The sequence below is a fragment of the Sphingobium cyanobacteriorum genome (assembly GCF_030580935.1).
Classification (GTDB): Bacteria; Pseudomonadota; Alphaproteobacteria; order Sphingomonadales; family Sphingomonadaceae; genus Sphingobium; species Sphingobium cyanobacteriorum.
The window spans coordinates 685,364-702,246 of the sequence record NZ_JAUQOM010000001.1 but is presented as its reverse complement, the minus strand read 5'-3'; the positions used below and the strand labels follow the sequence as shown (position 1 = coordinate 702,246).

At 66.6% G+C, this 16,883-nt stretch carries 16 protein-coding genes; 13 read left to right on the top strand and 3 right to left on the bottom strand.

Going from position 1 to position 16,883, the window contains the following annotated elements; genetic code table 11:
• The first annotated feature begins 4 nt into the window (after positions 1-4).
• The 6 genes from Q4610_RS03465 to Q4610_RS03440 all read left to right on the top strand — a co-directional run bounded on the left by Q4610_RS03465 (position 5) and on the right by Q4610_RS03440 (position 5,261).
• The gene (locus Q4610_RS03465; RefSeq protein ID WP_304534601.1) at positions 5-574 is read left to right on the top strand and encodes a flagella basal body P-ring formation protein FlgA; all 570 of its coding nucleotides are present in this window, start codon (positions 5-7) and stop codon (positions 572-574) included.
• A gap of 45 nt (positions 575-619) precedes the next feature.
• A complete protein-coding gene (gene flgM, locus Q4610_RS03460; RefSeq protein WP_304534600.1) occupies positions 620-901 on the top strand; it encodes a flagellar biosynthesis anti-sigma factor FlgM in 282 nt (93 codons plus the stop codon).
• An 11-nt stretch (positions 902-912) separates the two neighbouring features.
• On the top strand, positions 913-1,221 hold the full coding sequence (locus Q4610_RS03455; protein WP_304534599.1) for a hypothetical protein: 309 nt from the start codon (positions 913-915) through the stop codon (positions 1,219-1,221).
• A gap of 326 nt (positions 1,222-1,547) precedes the next feature.
• On the top strand, positions 1,548-2,366 hold the full coding sequence (locus tag Q4610_RS03450) for a lytic transglycosylase domain-containing protein (protein WP_304534598.1): 819 nt from the start codon (positions 1,548-1,550) through the stop codon (positions 2,364-2,366).
• Between the two features lie 9 nt (positions 2,367-2,375).
• Entirely contained in the window at positions 2,376-4,499 is a 2,124-nt protein-coding gene (gene flhA, locus Q4610_RS03445) for a flagellar biosynthesis protein FlhA (RefSeq protein ID WP_304534597.1), read from the top strand.
• A 30-nt stretch (positions 4,500-4,529) separates the two neighbouring features.
• On the top strand, positions 4,530-5,261 hold the full coding sequence (locus Q4610_RS03440) for a sigma-70 family RNA polymerase sigma factor (RefSeq protein ID WP_304534596.1): 732 nt from the start codon (positions 4,530-4,532) through the stop codon (positions 5,259-5,261).
• A 6-nt stretch (positions 5,262-5,267) separates the two neighbouring features.
• On the opposite strand, the gene mdoH is transcribed toward Q4610_RS03440, so the two are convergent.
• The 3 genes from mdoH to Q4610_RS03425 form a co-directional block, all read right to left on the bottom strand.
• Complete coding sequence (mdoH, locus tag Q4610_RS03435; RefSeq protein WP_304534595.1) at positions 5,268-7,154, bottom strand: glucans biosynthesis glucosyltransferase MdoH; 1,887 nt, start codon at positions 7,152-7,154, stop codon at positions 5,268-5,270.
• A gap of 60 nt (positions 7,155-7,214) precedes the next feature.
• Positions 7,215-8,702 carry an OpgD/OpgG family glucan biosynthesis protein gene (locus Q4610_RS03430; protein ID WP_304534594.1) on the bottom strand — a complete coding sequence of 496 codons (1,488 nt, stop codon included), beginning with the start codon at positions 8,700-8,702 and terminating at the stop codon, positions 7,215-7,217.
• A 234-nt stretch (positions 8,703-8,936) separates the two neighbouring features.
• Positions 8,937-9,752 (bottom strand): flagellin N-terminal helical domain-containing protein, encoded by an 816-nt coding sequence (locus Q4610_RS03425; protein ID WP_304534593.1) that lies wholly within the window; start codon positions 9,750-9,752, stop codon positions 8,937-8,939.
• A 312-nt stretch (positions 9,753-10,064) separates the two neighbouring features.
• Between Q4610_RS03425 and Q4610_RS03420 the strand changes: the two genes are divergently transcribed.
• The 7 genes from Q4610_RS03420 to Q4610_RS03390 are packed head-to-tail and all read left to right on the top strand — an operon-like array spanning position 10,065 to position 16,882.
• Positions 10,065-11,348, top strand: a complete 1,284-nt coding sequence (locus Q4610_RS03420) for a sigma 54-interacting transcriptional regulator (RefSeq protein WP_304534592.1) — start codon at positions 10,065-10,067, stop codon at positions 11,346-11,348.
• A gap of 14 nt (positions 11,349-11,362) precedes the next feature.
• Positions 11,363-11,722, top strand: a complete 360-nt coding sequence (gene fliE, locus Q4610_RS03415) for a flagellar hook-basal body complex protein FliE (RefSeq protein ID WP_304534591.1) — start codon at positions 11,363-11,365, stop codon at positions 11,720-11,722.
• A 3-nt stretch (positions 11,723-11,725) separates the two neighbouring features.
• Complete coding sequence (gene fliF, locus Q4610_RS03410) at positions 11,726-13,498, top strand: flagellar basal-body MS-ring/collar protein FliF (protein WP_304534590.1); 1,773 nt, start codon at positions 11,726-11,728, stop codon at positions 13,496-13,498.
• Positions 13,491-14,507 carry a flagellar motor switch protein FliG gene (gene fliG / locus Q4610_RS03405; RefSeq protein WP_304534589.1) on the top strand — a complete coding sequence of 339 codons (1,017 nt, stop codon included), beginning with the start codon at positions 13,491-13,493 and terminating at the stop codon, positions 14,505-14,507. The genes fliF and fliG overlap by 8 nt, the downstream gene beginning before the upstream one ends.
• Positions 14,494-15,135 (top strand): FliH/SctL family protein, encoded by a 642-nt coding sequence (locus Q4610_RS03400; protein ID WP_304534588.1) that lies wholly within the window; start codon positions 14,494-14,496, stop codon positions 15,133-15,135. The genes fliG and Q4610_RS03400 overlap by 14 nt, the downstream gene beginning before the upstream one ends.
• Positions 15,132-16,460 (top strand): FliI/YscN family ATPase, encoded by a 1,329-nt coding sequence (locus tag Q4610_RS03395; RefSeq protein ID WP_304534587.1) that lies wholly within the window; start codon positions 15,132-15,134, stop codon positions 16,458-16,460. The genes Q4610_RS03400 and Q4610_RS03395 overlap by 4 nt, the downstream gene beginning before the upstream one ends.
• Positions 16,457-16,882, top strand: coding sequence for a hypothetical protein (locus Q4610_RS03390; protein WP_304534586.1), 426 nt, complete (start codon positions 16,457-16,459; stop codon positions 16,880-16,882). Before Q4610_RS03395 ends, Q4610_RS03390 begins: the two co-directional genes overlap by 4 nt.
• The last annotated feature ends 1 nt before the right edge of the window (position 16,883 follow it).

Genomic DNA, 16,883 nt, shown 5'->3' with positions numbered 1-16,883 from the left:
GCCCGTGTTTCGCCTATCGTCCTGCCTTTTCGCTGTCGCCGCTCTGCCGTTTGCGCAGCCTGCGGTCGCGCAGCAGAAATTCGAGAATCTCGACCGGATCGACAGTCTGGTGGCGATGACCGTGGGCGCCAATCTGGGCGAGCCGGGCGGTCCGGTCGCGCCTGTCGATCGTCGTTTGCGCCTGGCCGCCTGCCCGGCCACCCCGACCGTCGAAGGGCCGGTGTTCGGCGCGGCGATGGTGCAGTGCGCGGCGCTGGGCTGGCGCATCCGCGTGCCGCTGGTCGCGGGCGCATCCGCCGCCGCGTCGGGGCCGCTGCCGCGCAGCGCCGCCGCCGGCCGCTTCAACCGCGCCGCCGCGTCGCCCGCGCAACGGGACAATGTCGTGCGCAAGGGTGATCCGGTGCAACTGATGGCCGGCAATGCCGCCTTCAGCGTGTCGCGCATGATGGTCGCGGACGAGGATGGCGCCATCGGGCAGACGATCCGCGTGCGCGAGGACAAGAAAAGTGCGCCGATTTTTGCGCAGGTCGTGGAAATGGGGCTTGTGCAGATTCCAGGATTTAAGGATTTTTGAACTTGTCCGTTATAAGCGGTAGGGACGAGTGAAGGATTTTACCCGATGATCAACTCCGTGGGCCAGAGCATCAGCAACGCGATCGGCGTCACCAGCCTGCGGGAAGGCGGGAAGGCGCGTGCGTCGTCCGCCCCCGGCACGAGTGTGAGCACGGCCGCCGCATCGGAATCGGCCAGCCCCGCCGCACGCATGGCGGCCGAGGGCGCGCCGGTCGACATGGACCGGATCGCCGCGATCAAGGCCGCCATCGCGTCGGGCAATTATCCGGTCGACGCCAACGCCATTGCGGAACGCATGGTCGATCTCGACCTGCCTTCCGCCAGATAGGGACGAAACCCATGCCGCTCGGTCTTGCTGCGCTGGATGATCTGTTCGATGCGTTCGAGGATTTGCGCGAGGTGCTGGACGGCTATGACGCGCTGGCGATCGAGACGGCGAGCAACCGGGTGAGTCACGCGGCGGCGGCTGTCCGCGCGATCGGCGCGTGGCGATCCGACCCGGCGGTGGTCGAACGGCTGAGCGCGATGCTGCCGCTGCTGGAAAGTGCGCGGGTGCGCGTCAATCTGTTGTCCGACCATGTCGGGCAGCGCCTGTCCATCCTGGCCGCGCATGGCGCGCAACGGGCGCCGCTGACCTACGGCCGCTGACGATTTCGATATTGCCGGCTGAATTCACCTTCCTTCCCGTGCCGGGAAGGGGGGATTTTGGCGTGTCCAGCCATCTATGGACCCGGCGGCCCGATGGATGCTGAAACATGTTCAGCATGTCGTTACGGTATACAAAGCCGTGCCACCTTCCCTGCCAGGGGAGGATTTTGCCGGGATGGGCAGAAAAAATTTCTTCGGGCCTAAAACTGCGCGAAGCGCCGCCGTCATATGTTTTGCCCCATTCATTTTCTTGCGGCCGCGTTAACCAAATATTGGCACAAGCCTTGCTCTAATGTCCTCGCTAGCAAGTGAGGATTTTGGAAACAGTGTCGGCATTCGCAGACATATCGGCAACGGCGGGATCGGCCGGCAATCGCGTGACCAACGCGATTGCGATGGCGAGCCGGCGCACGGGTGTCGACTTCAGTTATCTGCTGGGGCAGGCGAAGATCGAATCCGGGCTGAACGCCGCGGCGCGCGCGTCCACTTCATCGGCCACCGGCCTCTATCAGTTCATCGACCAGAGCTGGCTTGCCGTCATCGACAAGCATGGCAGCCAATATGGCCTGGGCTGGGCGTCGGACGCGATCAGCCGGGGCAGCAACGGCCGCTATTCCGTCGCCGATCCCGAATTACGGCAGCAAATTCTGGACCTGCGCAAGCATCCTGAGACGGCATCGGTCATGGCGGCCGAACATGCCGCCGACAATAAAGCCTATCTGGAAAGCCGCCTCCATCGCGAGGCGGCGCCGGTCGATCTTTATCTTGCCCATTTCCTGGGCGTGGGTGGCGCGTCGAAATTCCTGTCGGTCCATGACCGCGCGCCCGACGCGACCGCCGCATCGCTTTTTCCCGCCGCCGCGCGCGCCAACCGGTCGATCTTCTACGATCGTGCCGGCAACGCCCGCAGCTTCGCGGAAATCCGTGATCGCTTCGCCGCCAAGCTCCAGAAAAGCTCCGACAGCCTGGGCGGCCCGGTTCAATATGCCGATGCATCCCTGCCTGCGGGCGCAAAGACGGTCCAGCCCGCCGACTATGTGCGGATCGAAACCCAGCGCCTGAGCGAGCAGCCTGACATCATGGTCAAGCCGCAGCCGCAGACCGCGCGCCTCGCCTATCTCATGCTCGCCACCCTCGGAAGGTAACGGCCCGATATGTCCCCCGCCCAAGTCAAAGCGAAGATCTGGATGAGCGCCGTCAAGGGGGCCGTGCTGCCCTTTGCGACGCTGATGGTCGTGGTGTTCATGATGGTGCCGGTGCCGGCGGTGATGCTGGACATCGGTTTCATCACCAACATCATGATCAGCCTTGCCGTGCTGATGGTGGCATTGAACGCGGCCAAGCCGCTCGACTTTTCCAGCTTTCCTACGGTGCTGCTGTTCGCGACGCTGCTGCGCCTGGCGCTCAACGTCGCCTCCACCCGCGTCGTGCTGGTGCAGGGGCATGAAGGGTCGGACGCGGCGGGACAGGTGATCGAGGCGTTCGGCCACTTCCTGATCGGCGGCGACTATGTGGTCGGCATCTTCGTCTTTGCGATCCTGATGATCATCAACCTGGTCGTCATCACCAAGGGCGCGGGCCGCGTGTCCGAAGTCAGCGCGCGCTTCACCCTGGACGCCCTGCCGGGCAAGCAGATGGCGATCGACGCCGATCTGAACGCCGGCCTGATGACACCCGAAGAAGCCAAGCTGCGCCGCGCCGAAGTCGCGACCGAAGCGGATTTCTACGGGTCCATGGACGGCGCCAGCAAGTTCGTGAAGGGTGACGCGGTTGCGGGCATCCTGATCCTGGTCATCAACATCATCGGCGGCATCATCCTGGGCGTGGTCAGCCATGGGCTGGCGATCGGCGAGGCGGCGGAAACATACATATTGCTGGCGATCGGCGACGCGCTGGTGGCGCAGATCCCGGCGCTGCTGCTGTCGATCGCGGCGGCATCCATCGTCACCCGCGTCAAGAGCGAGGGCGACCTGTCGGGCCAGATCGCGGGCCAGTTCGGCACCGGCAAGGCATGGATTCCGGTTGCCGCGATCCTGGGCTTCCTGGGCGTGCTGCCGGGTATGCCGCACATGATCATCCTGCCCGCCGCGGCGGTTGCCGGCGGCATCGCCTGGCAATTGCGGCAGGCCAAGCAGAAAAAGGCCGCCGAACCCGCGCCGCTGCCGCCCGCGCCCAACCCCGCGCTCATCGAATGGGATGACGTGTCGGACGGCGCGATCCTGGGGCTGGAAATCGGTTATGGCCTGATTGCCTTGGTCGACGAGCGCAAGGGCGCGCCGCTGATGGCGCGGATCACCGGCATCCGCCGCCAGTTGTCGAAGGAATTGGGCTTCGTCGTGCCGATGGTGCGGGTAAAGGACAATCTGGCGCTGGAACCCAACCAGTATCGCATCACCATCGCCGGCGTGGTCGTGGGCGAGGATGAAATCTGGCCCGACGACCTGCTGGCGCTCGACAGTGGCGCGCTGGAGGGCACGGTGCAGGGTCGCGCGGCGAAAGACCCGACCTTTGGCCTGGACGCGGTATGGATCAGCCAGGCCAAGCGCAGCGAGGCTGTGGTCGCAGGCTATACCGTGGTCGATCCGCCGACGGTGGTGGCGACGCACCTTAACCAGTTGATCGCGATGAACGCCGCCGAGATGTTCGGCCTGGACGAGGCGCGCAAGCTGCTCGACAACCTGAAGGACGCCGCACCGCAACTGGTCGAAGGGCTGACGCCGGGGCTGCTGAGCCTGACGCAGATCAGCGCGCTGTGCCGTGCGCTGCTGTCCGAAGGCATCGCGCTCAAGGATTTCCGCCGCATCTGCGAGGCGATGGTCGATGGCGCAAGGCCCGACATGACTCACGAGCAACTGGTCGAAGCCGTGCGCCAGCGCATCGGCGCGCTCATCATCCAGGGGCTGGTGCCGGTGAAGATGCCGCTGCCGGTGATCACGCTGGACGGCGATCTGGAAGCGATGCTGGCGCAGGCGATGCGCGTGGCCGGCGATGCCCGCCATCCGATCGAGCCGAGCCTGGCCAACCGCATCGTCGAACAGGTCGTCCATGCCGCGCGGCCGATGCTGGGGCAGGCGCGCAATTTCGCGATCGTCACGTCGCCGGTGGCGCGTCGTGCGCTCGCCCGCCTGTTCAAGCCGCACCTGCCGGAAACGCCGGTCTTGTCCTTCCTGGAAATTCCCGACGGTAAGGGAGTGGAAGTAGTTGCGGTGGTAGGGAGCGAGTCTCGCCCGGCGCCGCGGCACGATCCGTTGCCGCAGCAGCGCGAACGAGTCGGCTGAAAAGAAATTGGCTGAGGAACAGACTGGGCCATGTATATGAACAAGATCACGGCTGGCGCGCATACCTATGGCAAGCGCGGGGAGAGCAGCCCGGAACGCCTGGCGCGCCAATATATGCCGCTGGTGCGCAAGATCGCCTGGCATGTCCATGGCCGGGTGTCGACCGCGATCGAGGTGGAGGATCTGCTTCAGATCGGCATGGTCGCGCTGGTCGAGGCGGCCAACAGTTTCGAGGATCGGGGGCTGGGCTTTGCGTCCTATGCGCAGTTGCGCGTGCGGGGCGCGATGATCGACCATCTGCGGCGGCAGGCGACGATCTGCCGGTCGGCGATGGCGAAGCGCAAGGATCTGGCGAAAGTGCGCAACCGGCTGGAGCAGCGGCTTGGCCGCCTGCCGACCGAGGCGGAAATGTCCGCCGACATGGGGCTGGAGCCGGCCGCCTATCGCGAGATCGCCGACAGCGTCGAGATGGTCCAGCATAGCAGCATGGACGAGGTCTATTCCGACCAGTCGATGTGGTTCGCCGATGTGGAGGACCGCGCCGACGATGTGCTGGAGCGCGAAGCGCTCAAGCAGGCGGTCGCCGCCTGCATCGGCGAACTGCCCCAGCGCGAGGCGCTGGTGCTGCAACTCTATTTCGTCGAGGAACTCAATCTGGAGGAAATCGGCCAGACGCTGGATATCGGCGCGGCGCGGGTGTGCCAGATCAAGAAGGCGGCACTCGACAAGCTGCGCGAGAAACTGCGCGACTGGAACGATTAGAGATTCTTACTCGTCATTCGCCGCCACCGGGCCGACGCGGCGCGCGTCGGTGGTGGGCCAGCGGAAGCGCAGCGGGCGATAACCCTGGGTGCGCCACCACGGGTCTGCAACCTGGAACAGGCCATTTTCCTGCGCCCGGCGGCCCAGATCCTTGCGCGCGGTGAGCGCGGCGAGCAGCGGCGCGGCGAACAGCCCGGCAATCACTGGCAGGGTCCAGCCCAGCGCGCCGGCGCGGAGCGCCAGCAGGGTCAGGCCCGCGCCCAGCAACACATGCCATTTGAACAGCCAGATGGCGCTATGGATCGCCATGCCGTCGCGGTCGCGGGTCTGGCCGTTCCAACCGCTCTTGCGGCCCATCAATATGCCGAACAGGTTGATCGTCTGGGTCAGCATGGCGACAGGGGCCATCAGGATCGACAGGATGATGTCGACGATCACGCCGCGCGTCATCCGCGCCGCGCCGCCAAAGCCGATGCGCCGCGCCGGATCGGCCATGGCCCAGAGGATGGAGAGGATTTTCGGCCCGAACAGCAGCACCGCCGTCACCGCCAGCAGCCCGCCCGACGGCAGGATCGCCGCAGCCGGCCACAGCCCGCTTGCCGCGCCGCCCAGCACCACCAGGATCAGCGCCAGCCACATGGGCGAGGTGCAATAGGCGCTTGCGCCCACCAGCAACTGGAAGCGGCTGACCGGGTGCAGGCCGACGATCTTCACCAGCAGCGGCACATGCTGGATATTCCCCTGGCACCAGCGGCGGTCGCGGGTGAAGAGGTCGGGCATGGAGGGCGGAAATTCTTCGAAACTGTCGTCGGCCGTCACCATATGCACGTCCCAGCCGCGCCGCCGCAGCAGTGCCGCCTCCAGCATGTCATGGCTCATGATATGGCCGCCAAAGGGGGCGCGGCCGGGCAGTTCGGGCAGGCCGCAACTGTCGGCGAAGGCGCGCACCCGCACGATCGCATTGTGGCCCCAGAACATCCCTTCCGATCCGGCCCACCAGATCATGCCGGCGGCGGAGATCGGGCCGAACAGGCGGCTGGCAAATTGTTGCCAGCGGGCGAACAGGGTCGCCGCGCCCATCACCGTGGGAACCGTCTGGATCAGGCCGACATGGGGATGCCTCTCCATGTCGGCGGCCAGGCGGGCCATGGTCTGGCCGCTCATCACGCTGTCGGCGTCCAGCACGACCATATAGTCGTAGGCGGCGCCGAAGCGCTGCACCCATTCGGCGATATTGCCGGGCTTGCGCCCGATATTGCGGGCGCGGCGGCGATAATGGACCGGGCGCGAGAAGGATTTGCGCATTTCCAGATAGGCGCGCTTTTCCGTCTCGCCGCTTTCGGCGCTGGAATCGGACAGGATGAAGAATTCGAACCGTTCGCCGCCCATCACCTGCGCCAGGGACCGTTCCATGATCGACAGGCGGCCGAGCACGCCCAGAAAATCCTCGTTACAGACCGGCAGCAGGATCGCGGTGCGGCCCCGGAGCGGTTCGGACGCGCGCAGCGGGCGGGGGGTGACGCTGCGCCCCTTGCCCACGGTCAGCAGCAGGAAGCCGATCGTCGCGGTGGCAAAGCCGAAGGCGATCCAGGCGAACAGCGAAATGAACAGCAGGAGATAGACGCCCTCCATCGCGCTGATGCCGTCCAGGCCGATCGAGCGGCGCATTTCATGCGCGGCCATGGCGGCGGGTATCAGCGCCAGCAGCACGACCAGCAGGCGGCGCGCGCCTATGTCGATGTTGAGCGAGCGTGTGGCGATCAGGGGGGGGCGCGTGCGGAAATCCTGTTCCGGCATGGCGAGCGGCGCTTCGGGCGGCACCTGTTCAAAGGCCCGCGTCAATGGCTTGTCCCCGGCCGCGGCATTGGCCGCCGGCACGCCTCCATTCCCCATAGTCCCGATCCGTTATGATAACCCGTGTGTGAGAACCGCCCGTTTCGCCGAGGGTTCCCTTCATGCGCCGAGCGGATAATGCACATATTCGCTGAACGCCCGATTGCCGACGCGCAATTGCAGGCGAATATCGACTGTCTGGCCCGGTTTGCGGCCTATGTCGAGCACGACCCGATAGAGTCCATCCCGGCCCAGCACCCGATAGCCCGCCTGCTTGCGCAGGTCTCCCCCGCCGGCATCGACCCACAGGTCCGGCTTCATGTCCGGCGGCACCCCGGCAAAGTCGATCACCAGACGGTCCGCATCGGGCCGGTCGCCGCGCCCGCGCCAGACATTGGCGACGATCGCCAGGTCCGATGAAGCGGGGGCGCGCGCCGCCGTCCAGTCGAGCCGGTAGCCAAGGTCGATCCGCGCGCCGGGGCGGGGCGGGGCGTCCGGGGTCCAGTAGGCGCAGACATTGTCGCTATATTCGCTGTCGGTCGGGAAGGCGTAGAGCCGGACCTGGCCGCTTCCCAGCGGCTTTGCCGGCGTCGCCCAGAGCGAGGGACGGCGATCGTAAAAGACGCCATCATCCTGATAATGGTCGAAATCGCGGTCGCGCTGGAGCAGGCCGAAGCCCCTGGGGTCGCTCTCCTTGAAGGCGCTGAATTGCGGGGTCGAGGGGTTGACGATCGGGCGGGCATGGGCGGTGCCGTCGACGCTGGCGATCGACAGCAGATCGCTGTCGTGGATTTCCGGCCGCCAGTCGGTGCCCTGGAGGCGGTTGGCCTGATCATACCAGAACATGCTGGTCATCGGCATCAGCCCCAGTTCCGGGATCGGCCGGCGCGGGAAGAGGGCGGCGGTCACATGCTGCCGCACCCCGTCCGGCCCCAGGCTGCTGACGAAGCGATAGGCGCCGCTGATCGATGCGCCGTCCAGCAGCGCGTAGATGGTGACGCTGCTGGTCCCGCTGCGTTCCAGCCAGAAATGGGTGAAGCGGGGAAATTCTTCCTTGCCGGCCAGGCTGGTGTTGATCGCGATCGCGCGGGCGGACAGGCCGAACTGTTTCTGCGGGCCGGGCGCGCGGAAATAGCTGGCGCCCAGGAAGGAGAGCCAGTCGCCGTCGCGCCGGGCGTTCATGATGCGGAAACCGGCAAAGCCCGCATCCGGCCCCAGCGCGGCGACGGCATTGCCCGCCGGCGTGTCGAACATCGCGGGATCATAGCGCAGCGGCGTGGCGCGGCCCTTGTCCAGGATCGCGATCGATACCGGCTGCGCGGCGTTGGCCGACAGCGGGAAGAAACGGATGCCGGTGTCGCCGGGCAGATCGCCCCACAGGGTGCGTTCGTCACGGAAGCGCGCGCCGTGCAGCGCGTCATAATCGACCCTGGCCGCGCCGGGATGGGCCGGGGTTTCGCGAAAGGGCGCGCGCGCCTGCCGCTGCGCCAGAGCGACCAGCCGGTCCCAGGAAAAGGCGTCGCCGATCGCCTGCGCGCGCAATGTGCCGGGGAGGAGGAGGGCGGCGCCGGTGGCGGCGATCATCGCGCGCCGGTCAATCTGGGTCATGGAGGTCATCATGGACGGCGGAAACGGCCAAGCCAAGCCTTGTATCCATCATCCTGTCCCTCTTCCCATGTCGGACGGACGCGATGAAGCCTCCGCCCGGGGGGACGGAGGCTTCGGATTTCTGGTCGTTCGATCGAAGGTGTCGCCCCCGGCGCGGTGGGGACTGTGATGCGCCGGGGGCCACTTGACCGGCTGGCGGTGACCAAGACCTCAGCCGACCAATCGGGTCACGGCTTAGCCGATCAGCTTGAGCACGCCCTGCTGGCTCTGGTTGGCCTGGGCCAGCATCGCGGTCGACGCCTGGCTCAGGATCTGCTGCTTGGCGAGCGCGGTCGTTTCGGCCGAGAAGTCGGCGTCCTCGATGCGGCTGCGGGCGTCGGTCAGGTTGGTGATGTTGTTGGTCAGGTTGTTGACCGTCGATTCGAGGCGGTTCTGCACCGCACCGAGATTGGCGCGGGTCGTGGCGACAGCCGCCAGCGCATCGTCGAAGGTCGTCAGGTCAGCGCTGGTCGCGGTGGTGGCGTCGACGGCCAGGGCGGCAGTGACATCGGCATCGCCGGCCACGTCGTCCAGGGTGATCGTCACCGCGTCGGCGGAATTGGCGCCGGCCTGGATGTTGACCGAAGCGGTCGAACCGTCGAACAGCTTGGTGCCGTTGAATTCGGTGTTGGCCAGCGTGTCGGTGATCTGGGTCTGGAGCTGCGACATTTCCGCCTGGATATTGGCCTTGGCATCGGTGTCGTTGGTGCCGTTCAGCGTCTGGACGGTCAGTTCACGCATACGCTGCAACATGTTGCTGACTTCGCCGAGCGCGCCTTCCGCCGTCTGCGCCATCGAGATGCCGTCATTGGCGTTGCGGACGCCCTGGGTCATGCCCTTGATCTGCGCGGTCATGCTGGAAGCGATCGCGAGGCCGGCGGCGTCGTCCTTGGCGCTGTTGATGCGCTTGCCGGTCGACAGGCGCTCCATGGCGGTGCTCAGCGCCTTGCTGGCCGAAGAAGAGGCGTTGGCCGAGCGCAGCGCCGCAGTGTTGGTTCCGATAACAGTCATGATGTTCCCTTTCCGTTCAATCAGGTCGCTGTCATCCGACGCTTGCGGCCTCGAAAGGGGATAACGGCGGGGCGTCGGGAGGTTTTAGCGGCTCCCGCAATTTTTCCGCAAAACAGGCAAAAACCGCCCCTTCTCGCGCGCGTGCATAATAGAAGCCGGAATTTTTGCCGGTCGGGCGGAAAATAATTGCCGGTCTGCGGCAAGCGGCAGGCGGCATTAACCATCTGATAACCACAGTGGCGTTATTCATTAACCATCGAAGGGGCAGGGGTGCACGGGGGTGCAGGCCAGCCAGAATATGGGGTTTCGTTCATGTCATCACTTGACGTGAGCCGTGGCGTCTGTGCGCTCGTTCCTGGGTTGCAGCACTGGCTCGAAAATGCGCTCTATGTCGTCCGTATCGTCGACGCGGCCAGCCCGCGTGACAAGGACGGCCTGCGGGACAGCCGCCGCGTGCTGCTGGCGACCGAGATCGGTCACGCCACCCATCGCGACATCCTGATCACCCTGACCGACGGCGCGCCGTCGCTGGTCGCGGCCGCCAACGGCCTGCCGGCGCGTGTCGCCTTCGGCATGGCCGACATGGGCTTTGCCTTTGCGCTGATCGCCGAACTGGCGCGCCCGGCTTGCGTCCCGGCGGTCGGCGACGGCGCCAGCGCCCGGTTGATGACGATGGCCAGCCGCGTCTCCCGCAGCGACGCCACCGTCCTGATCCAGGGCGACACCGGCACCGGCAAGGAGGGCATGGCGCGTTTCCTGCACGCCCAGTCCGGCCGCGCCGGTCATGACTTCATCGCCGTCAACTGCGCCGCGCTGCCCGAAACCATGATGGAAGCGATGCTGTTCGGCCACCGCAAGGGCAGCTTCACCGGCGCGGCCAATGCATCGGAAGGGCTGTTCCTGGCGGCTGATGGCGGTACGCTGCTGCTCGACGAAATCGCCGAACTGCCGCTGGCGCTTCAGGCCAAGCTGCTGCGCGCGCTTCAGGAAGGGGAAGTGTTGCCGGTGGGCGCGACCCATCCGGTGCCGGTCAATGTCCGCGTCGTCGCCGCCTGCAACCGCAACCTGGCCGAGGAAGTCGCCGCCGGCCGCTTCCGCGAAGATCTGTACTGGCGGCTCAACGTCATGGCGCTGGAACTGCGCCCGCTGGCCGAGCGCCGGGGCGACATCGCCGCGATCGCCGCCGCCATGCTGCTGCGCCAGCAGGACATGGGCAAGGCCGGCTTCGTCTGGCCGACCGCCGCCGCGCTCGACAAGCTGGCCGGTCACGCCTGGCCGGGCAATGCCCGCGAACTGGGCAATGTGTTGCAGCGCGCGCTGGTGCTGCGCGACGGCGATCGGATCGAGGCGGGCGACCTGCACATGGGTTTCGCGCCGCAGCCGCTGCGCACGGCGGCACCGATCGTGGCGCCGGCATCCATCCCGGTCGAACCGATCCGCCTGCGCGACGTTGCCCGCCATTCCAAGCTGGAGGCGATCCGCACCGCCCTGCGCGAGACGGACGGCCATCGCGCCGCCGCCGCCCGTAAGCTGGGCATTTCCGAACGCACGCTGCGCTATCGGCTCGCCGAAATGCGCGAGCTGGCGGCGGCTTGAAGGGAGGCTAGGACATGACCGGCATTTCCCCCACCGACAGCGTGATGGCGATCCGCAACGCCATCCTGCAAAAGAACGCCGCGTTGCGCGACGTTGCCCAGACCGGCAATGCCGGCGGGGCGACCGGCGCGGGCGCAACCCAGGGCACCCCGCCCGGTGGTTTTACAGAGGCGCTCAACAGCGCATTGAACCAAGTCAACGGCCTGCAAAACCAGGCCGGTGAAGCCGCCGCCGCGTTCGAGCGCGGGGAAACCACGGACATCGCCGCCGTCATGCTGGCCAAGCAGCAGGCGTCGGTCAGTTTCGAGGCGACCCTGCAAGTCCGCAACAAACTCCTGTCCGCCTACAAGGACATCATGAGCATGCCGGTCTAAACCATGAGCGAGAACGCACTCAGCACCAACATCGGCGCTTCGGCGCCTGCGCTCCCCGCCGGTTCGTCCTTCGCGGGCGGGGCCAAGGGGGTCGACGCGCTCAAGGCGCGCCTTTCCGGCTTCATCAAGCAGCCCGCCGTGGCCAAGAGCCTGCCGCTGCTCGGCCTGATCGGCACCGTCGCGGTGGCGGGCGCAGCCTGGCTCGCGCTGCGCGAACCGCCGCAGCGCGACCTGTTCCGCGGCCTGCCCGACGCCGACAAGTCGGCCGTCGCCCAGGTGCTGGACCAGAGCGGGATCCAATATGATTTCGACAGCGCCGGCGCGATGACGGTGGGCGAGGGCGACTATTTCAAGGCCAAGATGATGCTCGCCGCCCAGGGCCTGCCCAAGAGCGCGCCCGACGGCAACAGCATGATCGACAGCCTGCCGATGGGCGCATCGCGCGCGGTCGAGAACGAAAAATTGCGGTCGGCCCGCGAAACCGACCTGGCCCGCACGATCGAGGCGATCGACAGCGTGGAAACGGCCAAGGTCCATCTGGCGGTGGAAGCGCCCAGCGTATTCCTGCGCGACCGGACCAAGCCGTCCGCTTCGGTGATGCTGCGTCTGGCGCAGGGCCGGTCGCTGACCGACGCGCAGGTGAGCGCCATCGTCCATCTCGTCGCATCGTCCGTCCCGGAACTGAACCCGGAGGATATTTCGGTGGTCGACCAGAATGGCCGGCTGCTCAGCAATAATGACGGCAATGCGGGTGACGATCGCCAGATCGCGATCCAGACCCGGATGGAGGATCGCTATCGCCAGTCGGTGATCGCGCTGCTGACCCCTATTCTGGGCGCGGGCAATTTTTCGACCGAGGTGCATACCGAACTCAACTTCGCCGAACGGCAGGCGACCCGCGAAACCTATCCGCAGGATGAAGCCCGGCTGCGCGTCGAACAGGGAAGCTGGTCGTCCGACGAGCGCGGCCAGAAGGCGGGCGAAGCGACCGGCATCCCCGGCGCGCTCAGCAACCAGGCGCCGGTCAACCCGACCGTCACCCAGACCAATCCCAACGGCCAGGCGGTGGCGCAGGGTCAGACGGCGGACGGGGCGCAGCAGACGCCCGCCACGCCGGGCCTGCCGCCGATGAAAACCGAAGAAACCTTCAACCGCAGCTTTGAACTGGGTCGTGAAGTGTCCGTCACCAAGGATGCGATCGGCACCGTCAAGCGGCTGTCGGTGGCGGTCGCGCTCGACAATGGCGCCGATGGCAAGCCGCGCAGCGCGCAGGAAATCGCCGCGCTGGAGGCGCTGGTCAAGGGTGCGGTCGGTTTCGACCAGGCGCGTGGCGACGTGGTCGCCCTGTCGTCGCGCAGCTTCGCCAAGCCGACGGAGGTCGTCGTCCCCTGGTATGAAGCCGACTGGATGGCGCCGCTGGTGCGCAATGCATCGGCGCTGCTGGTCGCGCTGCTGGTCATATTCGGCATCGGCCGTCCGTTGCTCAAGCGCCGTGCCGCTGCCGCGCCCGCCGCCAACGCCATGACCGATGCCGCCAGCGCCGAAACCGGCCAGCGTATCGGTCGCGAGATTTCGAGCGAACTGACCAAGCAGGCCGCCGTCCTGACGCCGGACGGGGCCGAACCGAAAGTGACGCTCGACATGATTTCGTCCACTTACGACTATGCACAGCGCGCCGATCTGATCCGCAATTTCGTGAAGCAGGACCCGGACCGGGCCGCGCTGGTCGTCCGCGACCTGCTGCGTGACGGCAAGAAGGAAAAGGAAAATGCCTGAGATCGTCCCCGGCCGTCCCGAAGCGCTCAAGGGCAGCGCCGCCGCCGCCGTCCTGCTGATGCTGTTCAACGAGGATGAAGCCGCGCAGATCCTGTCGCGCCTGGAACCCGACGAAGTGCGCCAGCTTGGCTATGCCATGTATGACGTGCAGGATGTCGACCCGGAAGAAGTCAACGAGGCGCTCGACCATTTCGTCACCAAGGCGAAGAAGCGCACCACCATCGGCTATGGCGCGACCCGGCATATCCGCGGCGCGATGACCAAGGCGCTGGGCGAGGAACGCGCGGAAACCATATTGGCGCGGATCACCCCGCCGACCCGGTCCACCCAGCTTGAAATGCTCAAATGGATGGATGCCAAGGAAATCGCGGTTTTGATCGAGGCGGAGCATCCGCAGATCATGGCGATCGTGCTGGCCCATCTGGAAGCGCCGGTCGCTGCCGATGTGCTGCAATTGCTGCCGTCCGAATATCAGGAAGAGATCGTCTATCGCATCGCCACGCTTGGCCCGGTGTCGAACGAGGCGCTGGAGGATCTGGAGCAGTTGCTGCTGCGCGGTCCGATGAGCAAGCAGGGCGCGGCGTCGCAGCGCGGCGGCACGATCGAGGCGGCCGCGATCATGAACAATGTCCGCAAGGATAATGAACAGCGGATCATGAAGGCGGTGGCCAAGCGCGACAAGATGATCGCGCAGACGATCGAGGAGGAGATGTTCGTCTTCGACAACCTGATCGACATGGACGACAAGAATTTGGGCACGCTGATGCGGACCGTCGACAGCCAGGTGCTGGTCGTGGCGCTCAAGGGCGTCAACGACATGCTCAAGGGCAAGATTTTCAGTTGCATGTCGGCCCGCGCGGCCCAGGCGATCGCCGACGAGATCGAGGAGCGCGGTCCCATCCGTCTGGCCGAAGTGATCGACGCGCAGAAGCTGATCATCGCCACCGCGCGCCGCATGGCCGACGCCGGCACCATCATGCTCGGCGGAAAGGGCAATGACTTTGTCTAAGATATGGGGTGCCGAAGCGGTGCAGGATTTCGCGCCGGTGACGGTCGCCGGTTTCCGTCCGGCCGACACGGGTGGTTTTCGCAGCCTCTACACCGCGCCTGCGGGCCAGCAGACCGCGACGATGCGTGCGGTCGCGGACGAACCGGAAGCCGATCCGGTCGAGGAAGCCCGGATCGAGGCGTTCACGCTGGGCTTTGATGAAGGCTGCCGTGTCACCGCCGAAGCGGCCGCGGCCGATGCGCAGGCCGGTGAACGGCTGGCCCAGGCGCTGGAACTGCTGGCCCCCGCACCGAGCGGGATGCTGTCCACCATGTTGTCGGCCACGGTCGTGCGGCTGGTCGAGCAGATTGTCGGCGAGGTCGAGATCGACATGGAACGGCTGGTCCAGCGCTGCGACACCGTGGCCGCCTTCATCGAAAGCAATCAGGACAAGAGCGCGCTGCATCTGCATCCCGATGATGCCGCGCTGCTGAAGGACGAGGCGATCGGCGTCGCGATGATCGCCGACAAGACGATGCAGCGTGGCTGCGTGCGGCTGGAAACCGCCGATGGCTGGGTCGAGGATGGCCCGGACGTGCGGCTTGCCCGCCTGCGCGCGCTGATGGACGATATGGAAGGCAAGGCATGATCCGCGCCGCGCTGGCGCAGGCCGAAAGCCTGTTCGATCACCTGCAGGTGCAAAATCGTGCGCCGCGCCATGTCGGCCGCCTGGTCAGCCATGATGCGGGCATGCTGGAAGTCACCGGCTTTCGCCGCCCGATCGGGTCCGGGGCGCGGGTGCTGGCGAGCGACGGATCGGTGTGCCGCGCCGAAGTGGTCGGCTTTCGCGGCGACCGCACGCTGCTGGTGCCGCTGGACGCTGATGCGCCGCTGGAAAGCGGCATCCGGGTCGAGCCGGACAGCCAGGCGAACATGGTGCAGGTCGGCGACGGGCTGATCGGCCGGGTCATCGACGCGATGGGCCAGCCGCTCGACCGCAAGGGACCGATCATCGCCGGGGGCACCTGGCCTTTGAACGGGGTGAAGGGCAATGTGCTTGATCGCGGGCGCGTGACCGAACCGTTCGACCTCGGCGTCCGCGCCGTCAATGCGTTGCTGACCGCCGGGCGCGGCCAGCGCATTGCCATCATCGCCGGGTCCGGCGTCGGCAAATCGGTGCTGATGGGCCAGATGATCGCCGGGGCGGAAGCCGACATCGTCGTCGTCGGCCTGATCGGCGAACGGGGCCGCGAAGTCAGCGACTTCCTGGAAACCAAATTGAAGCACATGATGCACAAGAGCGTCGTCGTCGCCGTCCCCGCCGATCATCCCCCGGTACTGCGCCTGCGCGCTGCCGCCCGCGCCACCGCTATCGCCGAATATTTCCGCGCGCGGGGCAAGAAGGTGCTGCTGCTGATCGACAGCCTGACCCGCTGCGCCCATGCGCAGCGCGAAATCGGCCTGGCGCTGGGCGAACCGCCCGCGATGAAGGGCTATCCGCCCTCCGCCCTGGCGCTGATCCCGCGCCTGGTCGAGCGGGCCGGGGTGGACAGCCGCACCGGCGGATCGATCACCGCGCTCTACACCGTGCTGGCCGATGGCGACGACACCGACGATCCGATCGTGGACGCCGCCCGCGCCATCGTGGACGGCCATTTCGTGTTGTCGCGCCATCTGTCGGAACAGGCGATCTTTCCCGCCATCGACATCGGCAAGTCGCTGTCGCGCGTGATGGCCGATGTGGTGGATGACGACCATCGCGCCGCCGCCGCCGGCTATCGACGCCTCTGGGCCGCCTATGAGGAAAATCGTGACCTCATCCTGATGGGCGCCTACCGCCCCGGCAATGACCCGGTCATCGATGAAGCGGTTCGGCGTCGGCAGGACATCCTCGACTTCATCCGGCAGGACCAGAAGAGCCGCATCGACCTTGGCACCAGCGCCGCCGCGCTGGTCGCGGGCTTTGGCGCGTGAAGGGGCTGGTCGGCCGCCGGCAGCGCGTCTTGCGCGTGCGCCATGTCCAACATGCGATGGCGGTCGCCGAAACAGCGCGTGCCCGCGACGAAGCGGCGGGCATCGCCCATAATATCGAGCGGTTGAGCAAGGTGCGCCGCGAATTGTTCGAAACGCAAGGGATGGCCACCGGCGCGTCCTTCGCCGCCATGCAGGAACTGGCGACCCGGCTGGAACAGGCCAGTCGCCAGCTCGACGGCGCGCTCTATGACGCGAACCGCAAGGTGGAGGCGCAGGAGGGGCTGACGCTGGCCGCCAATCGCGAGAAGGAAATCGCCAGCCGCCTGAAGGAACGCGCCCGCGCGAACCTGGAGGAATGGCGCGAAAACAGACTGGCGGCGCTGCCGCGCTATCGCCGGATGCAACGGACGGGGGACGTGTGAC

Excerpts from the sequence above, each read along its gene's own strand:
- Q4610_RS03430 (WP_304534594.1), bottom strand. The coding sequence starts at position 8,702 with ATGACCCAGATTGACCGGCGCGCGATGATCGCCGCCACCGGCGCCGCC.
- fliF (WP_304534590.1), top strand. The coding sequence starts at position 11,726 with ATGAGCGAGAACGCACTCAGCACCAACATCGGCGCTTCGGCGCCTGCG.
- Q4610_RS03400 (WP_304534588.1), top strand. The coding sequence starts at position 14,494 with ATGACTTTGTCTAAGATATGGGGTGCCGAAGCGGTGCAGGATTTCGCG.
- Q4610_RS03440 (WP_304534596.1), top strand. The coding sequence starts at position 4,530 with ATGTATATGAACAAGATCACGGCTGGCGCGCATACCTATGGCAAGCGC.
- flgM (WP_304534600.1), top strand. The coding sequence starts at position 620 with ATGATCAACTCCGTGGGCCAGAGCATCAGCAACGCGATCGGCGTCACC.
- flhA (WP_304534597.1), top strand. The coding sequence starts at position 2,376 with ATGTCCCCCGCCCAAGTCAAAGCGAAGATCTGGATGAGCGCCGTCAAG.
- fliE (WP_304534591.1), top strand. The coding sequence starts at position 11,363 with ATGACCGGCATTTCCCCCACCGACAGCGTGATGGCGATCCGCAACGCC.
- Q4610_RS03455 (WP_304534599.1), top strand. The coding sequence starts at position 913 with ATGCCGCTCGGTCTTGCTGCGCTGGATGATCTGTTCGATGCGTTCGAG.
- mdoH (WP_304534595.1), bottom strand. The coding sequence starts at position 7,154 with ATGGGGAATGGAGGCGTGCCGGCGGCCAATGCCGCGGCCGGGGACAAG.
- Q4610_RS03425 (WP_304534593.1), bottom strand. The coding sequence starts at position 9,752 with ATGACTGTTATCGGAACCAACACTGCGGCGCTGCGCTCGGCCAACGCC.
- Q4610_RS03395 (WP_304534587.1), top strand. The coding sequence starts at position 15,132 with ATGATCCGCGCCGCGCTGGCGCAGGCCGAAAGCCTGTTCGATCACCTG.
- fliG (WP_304534589.1), top strand. The coding sequence starts at position 13,491 with ATGCCTGAGATCGTCCCCGGCCGTCCCGAAGCGCTCAAGGGCAGCGCC.
- Q4610_RS03420 (WP_304534592.1), top strand. The coding sequence starts at position 10,065 with ATGTCATCACTTGACGTGAGCCGTGGCGTCTGTGCGCTCGTTCCTGGG.